This is a genomic window from Micromonospora sp. SL4-19 (assembly GCF_047921475.1).
In the GTDB taxonomy this organism is placed as follows: domain Bacteria; phylum Actinomycetota; class Actinomycetes; order Mycobacteriales; family Micromonosporaceae; genus Micromonospora.
Genome location: NZ_JBLROB010000019.1, coordinates 40590 through 55425, shown reverse-complemented (window position 1 = coordinate 55425; position 14836 = coordinate 40590). Strand labels below are relative to the sequence as shown.

General features: G+C 68.7%; 13 protein-coding genes. 6 read left to right on the top strand and 7 right to left on the bottom strand.

Annotation, left to right across the window (positions count from 1 at the left end):
- Positions 1-33 precede the first annotated feature (33 nt).
- Both ACNAVT_RS21345 and ACNAVT_RS21340 read right to left on the bottom strand, forming a co-directional pair.
- Positions 34-807, bottom strand: coding sequence for an SDR family NAD(P)-dependent oxidoreductase (locus ACNAVT_RS21345; RefSeq protein WP_416298826.1), 774 nt, complete (start codon positions 805-807; stop codon positions 34-36).
- A 2-nt stretch (positions 808-809) separates the two neighbouring features.
- Positions 810-1538, bottom strand: a complete 729-nt coding sequence (locus ACNAVT_RS21340; RefSeq protein WP_416298825.1) for a DUF4386 domain-containing protein — start codon at positions 1536-1538, stop codon at positions 810-812.
- A gap of 80 nt (positions 1539-1618) precedes the next feature.
- On the opposite strand from ACNAVT_RS21340, the gene ACNAVT_RS21335 reads away from it, so the two are divergent.
- Positions 1619-2146, top strand: a complete 528-nt coding sequence (locus ACNAVT_RS21335) for a MarR family winged helix-turn-helix transcriptional regulator (protein ID WP_416298899.1) — start codon at positions 1619-1621, stop codon at positions 2144-2146.
- A 402-nt stretch (positions 2147-2548) separates the two neighbouring features.
- Complete coding sequence (locus ACNAVT_RS21330; protein ID WP_416298823.1) at positions 2549-2896, top strand: DUF4190 domain-containing protein; 348 nt, start codon at positions 2549-2551, stop codon at positions 2894-2896.
- A gap of 182 nt (positions 2897-3078) precedes the next feature.
- Here ACNAVT_RS21330 and ACNAVT_RS21325 read toward each other — a convergent pair whose 3' ends face one another.
- On the bottom strand, positions 3079-4197 hold the full coding sequence (locus ACNAVT_RS21325) for an FUSC family protein (protein ID WP_416298821.1): 1119 nt from the start codon (positions 4195-4197) through the stop codon (positions 3079-3081).
- Positions 4198-4959: 762 nt separating this feature from the next.
- Here ACNAVT_RS21325 and ACNAVT_RS21320 point away from each other — a divergent pair.
- Entirely contained in the window at positions 4960-5259 is a 300-nt protein-coding gene (locus tag ACNAVT_RS21320) for a hypothetical protein (protein ID WP_416298820.1), read from the top strand.
- Positions 5260-6251: 992 nt separating this feature from the next.
- Here the strand turns inward: ACNAVT_RS21320 and ACNAVT_RS21315 are convergent.
- The gene (locus ACNAVT_RS21315; protein WP_416298818.1) at positions 6252-7262 is read right to left on the bottom strand and encodes a ScyD/ScyE family protein; all 1011 of its coding nucleotides are present in this window, start codon (positions 7260-7262) and stop codon (positions 6252-6254) included.
- Between the two features lie 1235 nt (positions 7263-8497).
- On the opposite strand from ACNAVT_RS21315, the gene ACNAVT_RS21310 reads away from it, so the two are divergent.
- Both ACNAVT_RS21310 and ACNAVT_RS21305 read left to right on the top strand, forming a co-directional pair.
- Positions 8498-8689, top strand: a complete 192-nt coding sequence (locus ACNAVT_RS21310; RefSeq protein ID WP_416298817.1) for a hypothetical protein — start codon at positions 8498-8500, stop codon at positions 8687-8689.
- Entirely contained in the window at positions 8686-9684 is a 999-nt protein-coding gene (locus ACNAVT_RS21305; RefSeq protein WP_416298815.1) for an SAM-dependent methyltransferase, read from the top strand. Before ACNAVT_RS21310 ends, ACNAVT_RS21305 begins: the two co-directional genes overlap by 4 nt.
- Here ACNAVT_RS21305 and ACNAVT_RS21300 read toward each other — a convergent pair.
- The 3 genes from ACNAVT_RS21300 to ACNAVT_RS21290 all read right to left on the bottom strand — a co-directional run bounded on the left by ACNAVT_RS21300 (position 9674) and on the right by ACNAVT_RS21290 (position 13379).
- Complete coding sequence (locus tag ACNAVT_RS21300) at positions 9674-10030, bottom strand: hypothetical protein (protein WP_416298813.1); 357 nt, start codon at positions 10028-10030, stop codon at positions 9674-9676. The genes ACNAVT_RS21305 and ACNAVT_RS21300 overlap by 11 nt on opposite strands.
- Positions 10031-10500: 470 nt before the next feature.
- Positions 10501-12075 carry an MFS transporter gene (locus ACNAVT_RS21295; RefSeq protein ID WP_416298811.1) on the bottom strand — a complete coding sequence of 525 codons (1575 nt, stop codon included), beginning with the start codon at positions 12073-12075 and terminating at the stop codon, positions 10501-10503.
- 662 nt (positions 12076-12737) lie between these two features.
- Complete coding sequence (locus tag ACNAVT_RS21290) at positions 12738-13379, bottom strand: TetR/AcrR family transcriptional regulator (RefSeq protein ID WP_416298810.1); 642 nt, start codon at positions 13377-13379, stop codon at positions 12738-12740.
- 83 nt (positions 13380-13462) lie between these two features.
- On the opposite strand from ACNAVT_RS21290, the gene ACNAVT_RS21285 reads away from it, so the two are divergent.
- Complete coding sequence (locus ACNAVT_RS21285) at positions 13463-14599, top strand: epoxide hydrolase family protein (RefSeq protein WP_416298808.1); 1137 nt, start codon at positions 13463-13465, stop codon at positions 14597-14599.
- The last annotated feature ends 237 nt before the right edge of the window (positions 14600-14836 follow it).

Genomic DNA, 14836 nt, shown 5'->3' with positions numbered 1-14836 from the left:
CCGGAAACCCCGAAGAACCAACGCGGTGCTGCACTAGGTGATGATTCGGCCGCCACTGATGTCGAGGGTTACGCCGGTGATCCATGACGCTTGGTCGGAGAGCAGGAACGCGGCAGCTGCGGCGATGTCGTCCGGTTGGCCGATGCGCCCCAGGGGGAAGGCCCGGGTCAGCTGCGCCCGCTGCGTGTCGGTCATGGTGGTGGCCATCTTCTCGTTGAGCACGGCGGAGGGTGCCAGGCAGTTGACCCGGATGCCGCGGGGGCCCATCTCGGCCGCCAGGTGCTTGGACAGCATCACGACCCCGGCCTTCGCGGCGGCGTAGGCGGCCGCCGCTTGGCCGGGCTGGCGGCCCGCGGATGAGGACATCGTGACGATGGCGCCGCTGCCCCGCTCGATCATCCCGGGCAGGGCGGCGCGGATGGTGAGGAACGCCGAGGTGAGGTCACCCTCGATCACCCGGCGCCACTCGTCCGGTTCGACCTGTTCGGTTGGGCGGGGACGGCCGTTCCCGCCGGCGAAGGCGGCCAGCAGTTCGACGGGGCCGAATTGTTCACTCAGCTGCGCGTACGCGTGTGCCAGTTCGTCGGCATTGGTGGTGTCGGCTGGGGCGGCGGCCGCCGTGCCACCGTCGGCGCGGATCTGGGCGACGACGGTGTCGATCGCCGTCCGGTCGCGGCCGCCGACGCCGACCAGCGCGCCGTGTGAGGCGAGCCTGCGGGCGGTGGCGGCGCCGATGCCTCGGGAGCCGCCGGTGACCATGGCTGCCTTGCCGGCCAGGCCGTCGGTGGGGATCGCTGAGGGGGTCATCATCACTGCCTTTCGACGGCGCTGCCGCGGCCTGCGGCTCGCGGCCTGGCGAGGGTCAGGGCGGTGGCGAGCACCCATACCAGGCCACCGAAGCGGCCGACCGGCAGGAGTGGATCGAGGGCGGGGATTGCGGCGGTGAGAGCGGCCAGCTCGCAGACCGCCGCGATCGCCAGGCCGAACCAGCCGACCCAGCGCGGGACCATCCGGCCGGCGAGCGCGGGCAGCGAGATGCCGGCCAGCAGCAGGCCGGAGAAGACGACGAAACCCGGGCCGCCCGTGGCGAAGGCCAAGGCGTTGAGCGTGCGGATCGCGACGGGACTGTCGGCCACGTGCTCCTGGGTCAACGCGAGGGTGGCCAGCCCGGACATGGCGAGCAGCGCGGCCGCGACCGTGCCGCCGACCAGGGCGATCAGCTGGCCGGGCACGTCCAGCCCGGCGGCCTGGACCCGGTGCGACGCGATGGCGGTGAACACGACGAAGGGCACGGCCGAGGCCAGCAGGAGAAAGGCGGACAGGTGCGCCGCGCCCAGGTGGTGGGTGTAGAAGTCGAGCAAGTCGGCGTCCGAGGAGTAGGGTGCCACGCCCGCCACGGCCGTTGGCGCGACGATGCCGGCGAGGGCCAGCACGACGTAGGCGATCGCCGGCGGCAGCAACGGCGCTGCACCCACATGCCGCGTCTGCGATCGGGTATCTCGCGTCTCGGGGCGTTGGCTGGTCTGGTTCTTGAGCACGTCAGCTTCCTCCCTTGATGTCAATCGTGAATGATTCAACGCGTGAACGGTTCTCTCGGTACGCTATCTCTGTGTCTCTCATGCCCGCAACCCACGACGGCGAATCGGCGCGCGCGAGCCGGCGACGCGGCGGGGCCGCGTTCCTGCTTGCCCAGGTGGGCGCCCACGCCAGCAGCCGCTTCGCAGAACGGATCGCCGACCTCGGCCTGACCCCACCGCAGGCCGGGCTGCTCCGCGCGATCGCCGCCGCTCCGGCCAGCAGCCAGCAGCAGCTGGCCACCCAGCTGGGGCTGCTACCGAGCCGCGTGGTCGCCTTCGTCGACGACCTGGAATCACGCGGCCTCCTCCGGCGCGAACGCAGCCGCGCCGACCGCCGGCAGTACGCCTTGCACCTCACCCAGGACGGGGAAGCCTTGATGCGCCGCCTCCAGGACGTCGCCCGGGCCCATGAGCGCGACCTGTGCCAGGCCCTCGACCAGGCCGAACACGCGCAGCTCGTCGCCCTGCTCGGCCGTATCGCCGACCAGCAGGGACTCACCGCCGGGGTACACCCCGGCTACACCCGGTTAACAGATTCCACGAAGCCTGCAGTACGCGACGGCAAGTAGCCGATGGGTGACATGCCGTCGCAGGCGCTGTGGCGCCTGCGGGTGCGGTAGGAGCCCGGCCCAGCCCTGCCGGTTGATCAACGAGTCAGCCTGATGATCGGACGGTTCCACGCGTCGCTCGCGCCGAGCCCCGAGGCAGAGACGGGTTCTTTCGTCGTTGGGTGGCGCTGTTGCGGTGCCGTCCGTGGTCATCAAGCCCACAGGCGACATAGGGCGGCGGGTTCACTGGCGGAGGCTGCCGACATCCAGCGCCCCGACGGCACCTGGGAGCATTCTCGGCCGCCTTCCCTTGACAGCCTGGTCCATCCTGGTGTCTTCGCTCATGATCCTCGGACGTGCGGGCGCGCCTCGTGACGCCGTAGCCGGAGCATTCGAGCAGCAATGAGAAGGGTGCGGCGTGCCATGACCGGTCAGCTGTTTGAGAATCAGCGAACGTACAGCCCTCTGGCGATCAGGGCCTTCTGCATGGGCCTGGTTCCGCTGCTGTACGTCAGCGCGGGCTATGCCTTGCTGATAGACCGGGACATCAGACTTCTCACCCTTGCGCTGGGGCTCGGCGTCTGCGCGATTGCCCTAGGCGTCGCGGGGCTGAAGGAGATCGAGACGACTGGGCAACGTGGTCGCGGTCTGGCGATTGCCGGGTGCGTGGCTGGCGCAGCCGTATTTGCAGCCCAGGCCTTCTCCTTCGTCTATCTGACGGTGGTGGGCTGCCCGCCTGCCGGCGGCGTCCCGCTCGACCCCTGCTGGTAGGCGGCCCAGGTCGATCCAGAAGCTTGACCTGTCCGCAGCGAGAGGGGGCTCGAATCCCTAACCCGCGAGCCTGGCTCGCATCGGGCGGAAGCGGACTCGTTGGTACTCCGACCTCGGCCGCTCTCGTCGCCGCCTCTCGACGTTTCACAGCACCTGCGGAGCTCATCTGTACTGGCGTTGCACTAGTTGATCTTCTTTCCGGACCGACCCTGTGACCGACGGGAAGTGGCGTAGACGGTCATGGCGGAATCGCTGGTCTGCGATCGTGTAGGCCGGGTGGCGGCCTCGCGGACCATCTGGTTTGCCCGCCCGGCAGGAAGGCCGGTGGCGCGGAGCAGGTCGCTGGCGGCACTGCGAATCTGCAGGACGACGGTATCGCCGAAGATGCGGCGCTTGTGTCTGCTGGCATGTCCAGCCAGGCGAGCGGCTTCAAGCACGGTCTGACGGGTACGCCCGGATTGTCGGGTGGTGGTGCAGTCCTGGTGGAGGTGAGCCAGGGCGTCGCCGAGGATGTCGACGGCTTGGTGCAGTGGGGGCGGGACGGGTTCGTGGTATTCGAGCAGGGTGGCGACCCTGCGGGCCATCACCCGCACGTCGATGGCGAACGCGCCGAGTTGGTCGACGGCGGCCCGGTACTGCTGGTAGCGATCGCGCCGGCGGCGCCACCACGGGGCGATAGTCACGGTTTCCTCCGCGGCCCGCAGGGCTTCGTTGAGGCGCGTGGTGTCGGTGTCGATCGTGTTGACGCGATCCAGGGCCTGCATGGCCAGGTTCCGGTCGCGGCCGGCCAAGGCCTGGGCGCTGGTGTGGATGGCGGCAGCCAGGTCGGTGAAGAATGGCTGGGCGGCGCGGTCGACAGTCCGCAACGGATCCAGCGGCAGCAGCAGCGCTACGGTGAGGAACCCCACCGACGCGCCCACGGCGGCATCGATGATCCGGGGTAGCTCGAGACTGCGTTCATTCCCAGCCAGCGTGGCGAACAAGGTGGCGGTCGCGCCGGCCTGACTGACCAGGGCACCACTACGGCCCGCGACCAACAGGCCGATCGCGATGGAAGCCGAGACGACCACCGCGATCTGCCAGGCGCCACTGCCCACGAAGTAGAGCAGAACGTCGGCCACCGAGATGCCCAGCCCCACGCCGATGAGCAGTTCCACCGTCTGCCTGGCGCGTTGACCCGTGGCGGAGGCGATCGTGGCAAGAGCGGCCACGGGCGCGAAGACCGGCGCATCGCGGCCGAGGAAGTTCGTAGCGATGATCCACGCCGCGGCTGTGGCGAGCCCGCACTGGACGGAGAGCACCCCGATGGCCTCCAACTGCCGGGCGGCCAGAAAGTGCCGTAGGGCCGACAGCCACCGGGCACGTTCGAAGGGCCCGGTGGGGCGGCCCGATCCCCGGCCACGGCCGTCCGGAGACGCCATGCGACAGGCTTCCCACTGCTGCTGGAGATATCCCCGGCCGCGTACCCGCCATAACCGATGTCCAAGTCGATCGCTGAGCCGGGCGAGCAACGCCAGCGGTTGTGAGACCGGCGGAGGGATTCGCCCGCTGATTGGGTCTCCGCCGCCTGCATAGCGCCGTCGAGCCATAGCGGCCCAGCGTGCAGCCGGCGTGGCCCGCGTCTTCACTCCGAAGGGCTTCGCGCTGACCGGCATCATCGACGAGCTGGTCACCGTTGTCCGCCGGTCCAACAACCTCGTCTGAAGCGCCACGGGTGCCTCAACGGCCGCCCGGCACGGCCACATCCCCGTCGCGCGCTCGCTGCCGCGTGTGCGGTCTGCGCGTCCCGTGTCCGGTTTGTCGGGGGGTGTTGAAACACCCTGGACGGCCGAGGAAGACGACGCCCCGCGAGGCGGGGTGGTGTGCGGCCCCGGAATGTTGGTGGGCCTCCGGTCGTTGGATATGGCCGGCCCAGGCGCCGCGAAGAGGCGATCCCCCTTGCCCCGCGAGCCAGCCGGTTGAAGGCCGCTTTCCCCTTTTCTGTTTGAGCGCCTGACGTGGTACTTGCTGCGTGGCCTGACCCCTTTGGGCCATGGTGTCAACCCTCGAAAGGAGCTTTGATCATGAACCCGATGCTGCGTAAGACGGTTCTTAGTGTTGCTGATCTGGCTATCACCGGTGGTGTGTTCGCCGGTCCGATCGCCGCGCATGCTGCTGAGCCGATGCACGCTGCTGAGCCGGTGCACGCCGCCCCGGCCGTGGAGGTGCAGGCGGACAAGCCGGACATGGGCAAGCACCTGATCGAACAGCTCACCCCGGAAGAGCCAGAGGTCGAGGCAATCGGCGCCCTGACCCACAAGGTGGTCCACGTCGATGCAGAAGTCGAAGCTCCAGAACCTGAGCCACCTCGGCGACGCCAATGACCACGACTCGCTGGGTCTGTTCCAGCAGCGCCCGGCAGGCCGCCGACCTGGTCGCCCAGTACTGGAACGACTGACAGCCGAAAGGCAACAACATCGCTGGCCGGCACCCCTGAACCCGGGGTGCCGGCCAGCGGCATTCCCGTGGGGTACAGGCGCCTGCACGGCGAAGTGCTCGTCCTGGACGTGAATGTGGCCGCGTCCACCGTATGGGAGATCTTGACGAAGGCGGGGATCGACCCGGCACTCAAGGGCGGCTCCTGCACCTGGGCCAACTTCCTTCGCTCCCGGGCCTACGCCCTGCTGGCCTGCGATTTCTTCGAGGCAGTCACCCTGTCCGGGGCGCGGATGTACGTGTTCGCAGTCGTCGAGTACGCCAACCGCCGGATCCGGATCCTGGGCGCCGCTGCCCACCCGACCGCCACCTGGCTGTTACAGGCCGCGAAGAACCTCGTCATGGACCTTGAGGACACCGGCTGCCGGGCCCTGTTCCTGATCCGGGACCGCGACGGCAAGTTCCCCGAGATGTTCGACGCCGTCCTCGCAGACGCAGGCATCGGCATCATGCTCAGCGGCATCCAGATGCCCAGAATGAACTCGATCATAAGACGGTGGGTACAGAACTGCCGCCGTGAACTGCTGGACCGCACGTTGATCTGGCATCAGCGGCACCTACTCCACGCCCTCCATGAATTCGAACAGTTCTACAACGGACACCGCCCGGACCAGGGCATCGCGAACGCCCGCCCGCTTCACCCGTTGACAACGACGATCGCCGAACCTCACACGGGTACGAGCATGCCGCGTGACCTACACGGACGAGGTTTCGGCAAGGCAGGGTCCCGGGGCACCACGCTCGAGATCGGCCGCGTGGGAGGCGCCGCCGCAACATCGGCATACGGCAAGTGCCGGCTCTGGATCTCTTCAGAGCCGGCACTTGCCGTTCCTGTGAGCAGCGAGATTACCCCGGCCGTGAGCTGTGGGCCTCGACGTGGTCAGGGCGTGATAGTCACCACCGAGCCGTTCCCGAACACGTCGGTCGTCGCGTACAGCTTCCCGTTGGCCCACTCCACGGCGGCCGGGAACGGCACGTTGGCGAAAGGCTTTGCGCCACCGCGGGAGACCGTGGAGATCCGGTTGCCGAACAGTTCCGCGACATAGATGGTGCCGTCGGGGGCGACGGCGAGGTTGGTCGCGCCGAGGAATCCGCTGGCGATCCGGGTGACCTTGCCCGTTGTCGGGTTCACCGAGTAGACCCCGCCTCGGGCGCCGAAGCTCGGGTCCTCCGGACCGCCAGGCAGGCTCGACACGTAGAGCAGGCCATCCCGGCCGAGCTCGACGTCGGTGGGCACGGGTTCGAAGTTGTAGATCTTTCCGACAGTGCAGTCGGGCAGGCCCACGCTGGCTGCCAGTTCGGCGGTGATGACCGATGGTGCGGGCGGCAGCACGGCAATGGTGCTGATTGTGCCGTTGGGCGCGACGCGGACGATGTCGTTGCCTGCCGCGTCAGCGACGGCGCGTGATCCGTCGGGCAGGATAGCGACGGAGTACGGGTGCGACTCGACAATCCCGGGATAGGGATCGGCGCCGATTTCCGCGGGCACCTGCGCCGCGCACTCGGGGGTGAGTCCCTGGAAGCCGTAGCTGTTGACCTGATCCGGGTTGACCGTTGCCTCGTACCTACCCAGGTCGCCGATGGCGCGTATCTTTCCGTTCGGTAGGACGCGTTTCACCTGGGCGAACGACCCGTCCTCTGCGCTGGTCGTGAAGGTCACCGTTCCGAGCCCTTCCGCGGCGACACCCGCGATCTCCGCGCCGGGCGTGGACACGAGGTCCGTCCTACCCTTCTTTCCCACCGCGGTCAGCTTCCCCGCGAAAGACTGTGAGACGTAGACCGTCCCGTCACTTCCCACGGCAAGTTGCAGCGGCCCGGCCAGTCCGCTGATGACCGGGTCCGAGACTGTTGCCGCCGAAGCGGGCGCCGCACCCGGCAGCACCAGCGCCACGGCAACGACGGCTACGACGGCCACTTGCGAATGTGCTCGTACCATGCGTTGACCCCCTTTCCGACGCGTGGACCGCGCCGAGTCACGTCCCGAACATTAGGATTCGCCGGACGAGCGGCCATCGGAGAAAAGGATTGGCTCGAAACCCGATCTTCTGCTCTCCACGCCCAACACACCCTCGCTTGCGAGCCGAAGGGTTAGCACCTCTCGGTCCATCTATCGCCGAGCTACTGCAGAAAGGCCGTTGTTCGAGGAGATCAAATCAGGAGGGTCAGACAAGACCGAGATGATCGAGTCCATGTGCCTCGGCGTGAAAGTCGCCGGCCCGACCGTATGGGAGATCTTGAAGGAGGCTGGGATCGACCCGGCGCCCGAGCGGGCCTCCAGCCCCTGGGCCGCGTTCCTGCGTTCCCAAGCCGACGCCCTGCTGGCGTGTGACTTCCTGGAAACGGTCACCCTCAGCGGAGCGCGGATGTACGTGCTAGCGGTTATCGAGCATGCCAGCCGGTCGCCCCCAGCCGTACCGCCGAGGCGTACGCGTCGAGGATGCCGGCTCCCTTGTCGACTGCGATGGTGTAGGGCCCGACGTCTGGTGCCGACATCCAGCGGCCCGGGGCCGTTGTGCGGGTCCAGACCGGTGGAGCAGATCAGCAGATACGGCCGGCAGGCCGAGGTGATGTTCGATCCGGGCGCCGAGACGCCTAGGTAGGTCTCCGTGCGCCCCGCCGCCCCCGGCTGGACCCAAGCCCGCTGCCACCCACCCGCGCGAGACCTCGTCGCACGCCGAAAAGCCAGCGGCGACGGCCGGCCTGGAAGCCCTCCGTGTCCTCAAGCGGCGTCTCTCCGACGTCGTCTACCAAGCACCACACGCCGAGGTCGTCACCCGCCAACCGGCCGCCGCTTGACAGAGGAACAATTTACAGTCCCCGTAGTTCTCGGGACCGAAAGGGAATCCGTGAAACCGCCGCCCGAACGCACCCCGAAACCTGCGAGAACAACTGCAACCTGCGGCAGATATACATCTGATGGGTGCCCCGCGTCCTTCCCTGGACTGATCCCGATCCGTCTCGGGTTGGACGACAACCACGGCCCGTCGCGCGAACCTTGATTCCGGCGGGTCGAGACAGCATCCCTGACTATCGGGCCTGCTGGCCGACCACGCGGTATGTCCACGCCGCGTCATGCGGTGGACCATCCGTTGCGTTGTGCTCGACGGAGCATGGAGTGGAGTCATCATGCGCATAGTGTTGCTGGCGCTGGAGGTCGTCACGGTCCCGGGACTCCGCCACGCCCTGATCGCCAAGGGCATCGGCGCGACCGAGTTGGACGGCGCCTTCAACCTCGACGGCGTATCGACGGACGACTACCCGAAGGCAATGCCGGCGCAGCGCGCCGCAGGCCCGCAGCTGACGGGAGGCCAGCCGTGATCGCGACCATCGACCTGTGGAGCCGGCTGGCGAAGCCGCTGGAGGAATTCAAGAGGACCGTCGTGGAGGCGGACCGGGCGGCGCTGAAGGCAGGCAGCCTGCCGGCAGAGGCGGCCGACCAGCTCAGTTCCGCCGTCACGGCACTGCCGGCACTGCTGGCCGACGTGCTTGCCGACGCAGCCACACCGCAGGAGCAGGCCATGCTCGGCGCCCGTACACAGGCCGAGCTGCTGCCGTACCTACTACTGTCTCGCAACGCCGAGCGCTGGTACGCCAAGCCGCGCGGCTACGCCGGCGATTTTCTCAGTATCGCCTGGATCTATGGCGACGAAGCGGCTGGCGTGGGTCGGATCGGGCCGGCCCTGGACCGCGGCTTCCTCCACGTGTCGGCCTGCCGCGCGGTCTACAACCGGCGCCGGCTACTCGCCGACGAGATCAGCTGCGGTCTGGCTGAGCAACCCGACCGGCCGCTGCAGGTCACCAGCTTGGCCTGCGGCCCGGCCCAGGAACTACTGGACGTCTTCGCCGCCCTCGACGACCCAGGCGCCATCGCCGCCACCCTGGTCGACGTGGACGCCCTGGCACTGGATCACGTCCGGGCGCGAGTGGCCGGTACCCCGGTCGACACGCAACTCACCTTCATCCAGGAGAACCTCGTCTACGCGGCCGCCGGGCGCCGTCCGCTGCCCGTTGCCGACCAGGACCTGGTGTACTCGATCGGTCTGATTGACTACTTTCCGGACCGGATCGTCGTCGCCCTGATGAACCTCGCCCACCGCATGCTACGCCCCGGCGGCCGGCTCATTCTCGGCAACTTCCACCCGGCCAACGGCACCAAGGCGTTCATGGACCACGTGCTGGCCTGGCCGCTGATCCACCGGGATGAGGCCGACCTGGACCGACTCTACGCGGCCTCGGCATTCGGGCGCGCCAGCACGTCGATCCGCTTCGAGGCCGAACGGATCAACCTGTTCGCCGAGTGCGTCAAGCAGTAAGCCGCGCGGGATACCGGCGCGCCGTGCGGCCCTGAGCGGCCACCCATGGCAACTGCTGGCCGATGCGTTTCCACAGGTGGTCGTGGCGGCGGCTGGTGATCGCCCGCCCGTTGCGGTAGCGCAGCAGAAGGTCGGTGGGCAGGACCGCGCCTCGGGTGTGGGCGTGTTCGTCGGGGTGTGCGGCGAGGTCGAGGGTGATCGGTTGCCACCGCAGGGTGGCACCTTTCTCGGTCAGCCGCAGGAGTCCGCGGTCGGTATCCAGGTCAGCCAGCCGGAGCCCGAGCGCGCCGCCGCGGCGGCAGGCGGCGGCGAGCAGAAGCGGCTGCCCCGGCGCGATGGCCCACATTTGCCGCGCGCTGACCGGTAGCGGCAACTCCCCCGGCTGCCCACCACATGAGGCCCGGCCAGCGCCGAGGCGATCACCAGCATCCCGGCACGCGGATGGATGCTGATGCGGTGGCCCGGACGCCAGTCCAGCGCGCGACTTCAGGCCTTGGCTGCGATAACGGACAATGTGGCGGTTGCGAGCCGACCTGTCGGCGCCAGGGCCTGCTTCGTGCAGTACGGGCGCGCGCGGAGGGTGATGGCGAGGTACCGGGGGCAGCAGGTCCGATGGTGGAAGAAGCCGCTAGGTTGCCGACGCGCGGTTCCTGAACGACGCGGAGTACGTCCGCGAGCAGCGGATGGTGTTCGAACGGCACCTCCGCGGCTGACCGGACAGACGCGGCGGGCGTGACCTCCCCGGCTCCCCGGTGGCCGTTGAGTTCCCCGGTCTCACCGGCCCGACGATGGGTGCCGTCATCCGTAGCCGGCGGATCACCCCTGTGAGGGCGAGATGAAGTCCTTGGAGCGGATCAGGACGAAGGACAGGATCCCGGCGACGATGGTGACGATCGCCGCGAGCAACAGGATCTCGTTCAGGGCGCTGGCAAAGCTGCCGCGCGCGATCTCGACGAGTAGGCCGCGCTGCTGTGGCGGGACGGTGGCGAACAAGCGGCTCACGCTGCCGTTGCGGAGTGCAGTCGCGATGTCGGCGCTGTGCCCGGCCAACGGCGTTCCAGCGGTCTGCGTATGCACCACGGTGGTCAGTCGGTTGGCGAACAGGGTGCCCAATAGTCCGACGCCGGTAGCAAGGCCGACCTGCCGGAACGTCAGGTTGATACCCGAGGCCATCCCTGATCGCCGGGTCTCCACGACCCCGACCGCGGTGGAGGCCAGCGGTGGGTTGACGAACCCGACGCCCACGCCGGCCAGGATCAGCCCTGGGATCAGGTGTGTCCACGACGAGGCTGCGGTCAGGCCGCGCATGAGCAGTAGCCCGACGCCGATCAGCACCAGCCCTGGGCCGACGATGGTGCGGATCGGCACCTTCTCGCTCAGCCATCCCGCGACTGCGCTGGCGATCAGGACGCCGGCGGAGAGGACGAGCAGCCGTACGCCGGTCTGCAGTGCGGTGTATTCGAGGACGTTCTGCAGGTAGAGGACGACGTAGAGCAGCATGGCGAAGATGCTGAACGAAAGGCCGAACGCGGCGATGTCACCACCCACGAAGGTGGGCACCCGGAACAGCCGTAGCTCGAACATCGGGTGCGAACTGCGGATCTCGACCAGCAGGAAGGCGATGAGCAGCACTGCGGCCGCGGCGAAGCACGCGATGACAACCGTCCCCGTGAAGCCGCTGCGTCCCGCTTCGATGAGGGCGTAGATCAAGGCGGCCAGTGCCCCGGAGAACAGCGCAAAGCCCGGCCAGTCCGGGCGCGCGGCCTGCTCGTCGCGTGACTCGACAACCCTCCGGATGGTCAGGGCCAGCGCGACGACACCGACGGGCACGTTGACGAAGAAGATCCACCGCCACGACAGGCCAGACACCAGCACGCCGCCGATGATGGGGCCGACGGCTGCGGCGAGCCCGGCCAGGGCGCCCCAGACGCCGAAGGCCACGCCGCGCTCGGGGCCGCGGAACGCGTTGGCCAGCAGGGCCAGTGAGACGGAGAACATGATGGCCCCACCGATGCCCTGCAGGCCGCGGGACAGTTCGAGTATGAGCGGGGACTGCGCGATCCCGCACAGCGCGGACGCGGCGGTGAAGACGACCACGCCGACCAGGTAGAGGCGCCGGCGGCCGTACAGGTCCGCCAGCGACCCCGCGGTCAGCAGGAGAGCGGCCAGGGTGAGCGCGTACGCGTCGACGACCCACTGCACGTCGGAGAAGGACGCCCCCAGCGACGCCTGGATGTCGGGCAGTGCCACGTTCACGATCGTCAGGTCGATCAGGAGCATGAAGGTGCCCACGCAGACCGCCGCGAGAGTCCACCATTTCGGGTCGGCTCCCGGATGGGGCGACCCGTGCGCCCCTGCACCCGCGGCGCCGGTCCGGCTTGGCTCGGTCATAGCCGGGAGAGTATCGAGACGTGTAGCGTTATATGCGTCTTGGTGAGTATTTGACCGCTTAGGGTGGTAGGCCCAGATGAGTCTCCGCTGACGCTGTCCGCAAGCAGCACATCCTGGTGAGGGACGAACTCCCTCACCAGGATGTAGTAGACGATGGCCCGTTGGCTGCCCTCATCGGTGTACGGATTGCCCGAACGAAGGGTTGCGTCCCGCTGGATGGTGTAGAGGGTGACCTACTACAGCAGGGTCACGGCAGAGCCGCGGGGTGCCCGGCTTGATGTGGTTGGTGTAGACGCGCCCTTGCTGGTGGTAGCAGGGCGGGCACGACCAGTTCAGATGATCATCGAGGTTCTCTACGCCTTGTTGATCGTCAGAAGTGAGTCACGTCCGCCCGCCATCATCGCTGATCTCGTCTGTGTCCTGCGTTCGCCGCTACGATCCGGCTATGGCTGAGGCGGTGGTGGCCGGCCTGCACCCGCGGGAAGCCACCATCCACGTCACCGCCATCAACGAGTGGCTACACACACTTCGAGTCACTGCCTAGGTCGCTGGATCCGTGTCTTGACAGGCCCGGTGCCGCGGGGGCCCGGATCGGCGTGCTCACTGGGATAGACACAACCAGAGTTGAGTCTGTTCCGCTCAGCTCCAGCGGTGTGACTGGCTTACTCGGAGCGTCGCCACCGCCAGTCGAACTCGCCAGCCGCCGGCGGCGGCCCGGGCAGTGGCGGCTCGGTCACGGCGAGACCGGCCAGCAGCAGCGCCAGGTGCCGGCGACGCAGCTGCCGGGTCCGCTCCGGATCGGGTACGCGGATCGCGGCGCACCCCTCCAGCAGCAACCCGACGTCCTGCACCACCACATCCGCGCGGAGCCGACCGGCGACCCTGGCCCGCTCGACCAGCTCCGCGGTGAGCTCACCGGAGCGCACCGCGTCCCGCCCCATCTCCTCGGTCGGCATGAAGGTGCCGGCGAGATGCACGGTCAGCGAGTGCACGTCGGCATCGACGACACGCTCCAGGAACTTGGCGAAGGCCCGCCAGCCGTCCGGGTCGGCGGCGGACTCCTCCGCCACGGCGATGTACCGCCGCAGGCCGTCGTGGCAGAGCTTGCGGAGCAGGTCCTCCTTGCCGGCGTAGCGCCGGTAGAGGGCGCTGATGCCGACGCCGGCACGCTCGGCGACGGCGGCGATGGGCGCCTTCGGGTCAGCCAGGAAGACGGCGCGGGCGGCTTCCAGGATCACCGCGTCGTTGCGGGCGGCCTGCGCACGGCGGCCGGGGAGCCGGGAAGCCTCGGTCGGGTTGGGCATGACTCCAGACTACCAGTGGAACGGATCGTTCCGCTCTGCTATGGTCAAGGGGAACGAAGCATTCCGTTCTGAAGGAGCAGCGCATGTCCAGCACCACCATCCGCCCGTTCCGCGTCGAGATCCCGCAGGCCGCCCTCGACGACCTGGCCGCCCGGCTGCGCCGCATCAACTGGCCCGGAGAGCTGCCCGGCGCCGGCAATGCGTACGGCATGCCGACCGACCGGGTCCGCGGGCTGGTGAACCACTGGTTGGAGACGTTCGACTGGCGGGCGGTGGAGGCGCGGCTCAACGCGCACCCGCAGTTCGTCACCGAGATCGACGGCGAGGACATCCACTTCCTGCACGTCCGGTCCTCCCAGCCGGACGCCATCCCGCTGGTGCTCACCCACGGCTGGCCCGGCTCGGTGGTCGAATACCTGGACCTGATCGCCCCGCTGACCGAGCCGACCGACCCGGAGTCGCCGGCGTTCCACCTGGTCATCCCGTCGCTGCCCGGCTTCGGCTTCTCCGGCCCGACCCGCAACGCCGGCTGGAACCGCCACCGCACCGCCCGCGCCTGGGCGGAGCTGATGGCCCGCCTCGGCTACGACCGCTACGGCGCGGTCGGCAACGACGGCGGCTCGTTGGTGTCGCCCGAGGTCGGCCGGATCGACCCCGAGCACGTGCTCGGCGTGCACGTCACCCAACTCTTCTCATTCCCGTCCGGCGACCCGGCCGAGTTCGCCGGACTCTCCGAGGCCGACCAGGCCGCCCTCAAACACCTTCAGTGGTTCTACGAGAACAAGTTCTCCTTCAACCAGGTCCACAGCCAGCAGCCGCAGACCCTGGCGTTCGCGCTGGCCGACTCACCCGTCGGGCTGCTCGCCTGGAACGCGCAACTCTTCGACGAGAGCCTGGACGCCGACTTCATCCTGGCCAACACGGCGATCTACTGGTTCACTGGCACGGCCGCCTCGTCCATGCGGTTCTACTGGGAGGACGCGCACACCGCCGAGCACCCGACCGGGCCGACGACCACGCCCACGGCGCTGGCCATGTTTCCAGGCGACTTCCAGTCGATCCGCCGCTTCGCCGAGCGGGACCACGGAAACATCGTGCGTTGGACGGCGTACCAGACCGAGGTCGAGGGGCGCGGCGACGTCGGCGGGCACTACGCGGCCCACGAGGCGACCGATGTGCTGGCCGGCGACATCCGGGAGTTCTTCGCCTCGCTTCGCTGAGCATCGGCCGCTCACGTGCCCGGTCGGGGATCCGGTCCCGATCGGGCACGACCGTGCCCCACCGAGTGAGCACCTCGACCTTGAGTCGCCGCAGGTTGCGCGGCTGCGGCACTGGTGGAGTGCCAGACGATGTTGCCGGAGGTCGTGGCCGGCTGCCCGACGCCGGCCTCCGCCAAGACGCTGTAAGCGGTGGCCGACTCGCTGTCCGGCATGTTCGCGACGTCGGTGAACGCTGTC

Coding starts and splice junctions, on each gene's coding strand:
- ACNAVT_RS21345 (WP_416298826.1), bottom strand. CDS start 807: ATGACCCCCTCAGCGATCCCCACCGACGGCCTGGCCGGCAAGGCAGCC.
- ACNAVT_RS21335 (WP_416298899.1), top strand. CDS start 1,619: ATGCCCGCAACCCACGACGGCGAATCGGCGCGCGCGAGCCGGCGACGC.
- ACNAVT_RS21330 (WP_416298823.1), top strand. CDS start 2,549: ATGACCGGTCAGCTGTTTGAGAATCAGCGAACGTACAGCCCTCTGGCG.
- ACNAVT_RS21320 (WP_416298820.1), top strand. CDS start 4,960: ATGAACCCGATGCTGCGTAAGACGGTTCTTAGTGTTGCTGATCTGGCT.
- ACNAVT_RS21310 (WP_416298817.1), top strand. CDS start 8,498: ATGCGCATAGTGTTGCTGGCGCTGGAGGTCGTCACGGTCCCGGGACTC.
- ACNAVT_RS21300 (WP_416298813.1), bottom strand. CDS start 10,030: ATGTGGGCCATCGCGCCGGGGCAGCCGCTTCTGCTCGCCGCCGCCTGC.
- ACNAVT_RS21295 (WP_416298811.1), bottom strand. CDS start 12,075: ATGACCGAGCCAAGCCGGACCGGCGCCGCGGGTGCAGGGGCGCACGGG.
- ACNAVT_RS21290 (WP_416298810.1), bottom strand. CDS start 13,379: ATGCCCAACCCGACCGAGGCTTCCCGGCTCCCCGGCCGCCGTGCGCAG.
- ACNAVT_RS21285 (WP_416298808.1), top strand. CDS start 13,463: ATGTCCAGCACCACCATCCGCCCGTTCCGCGTCGAGATCCCGCAGGCC.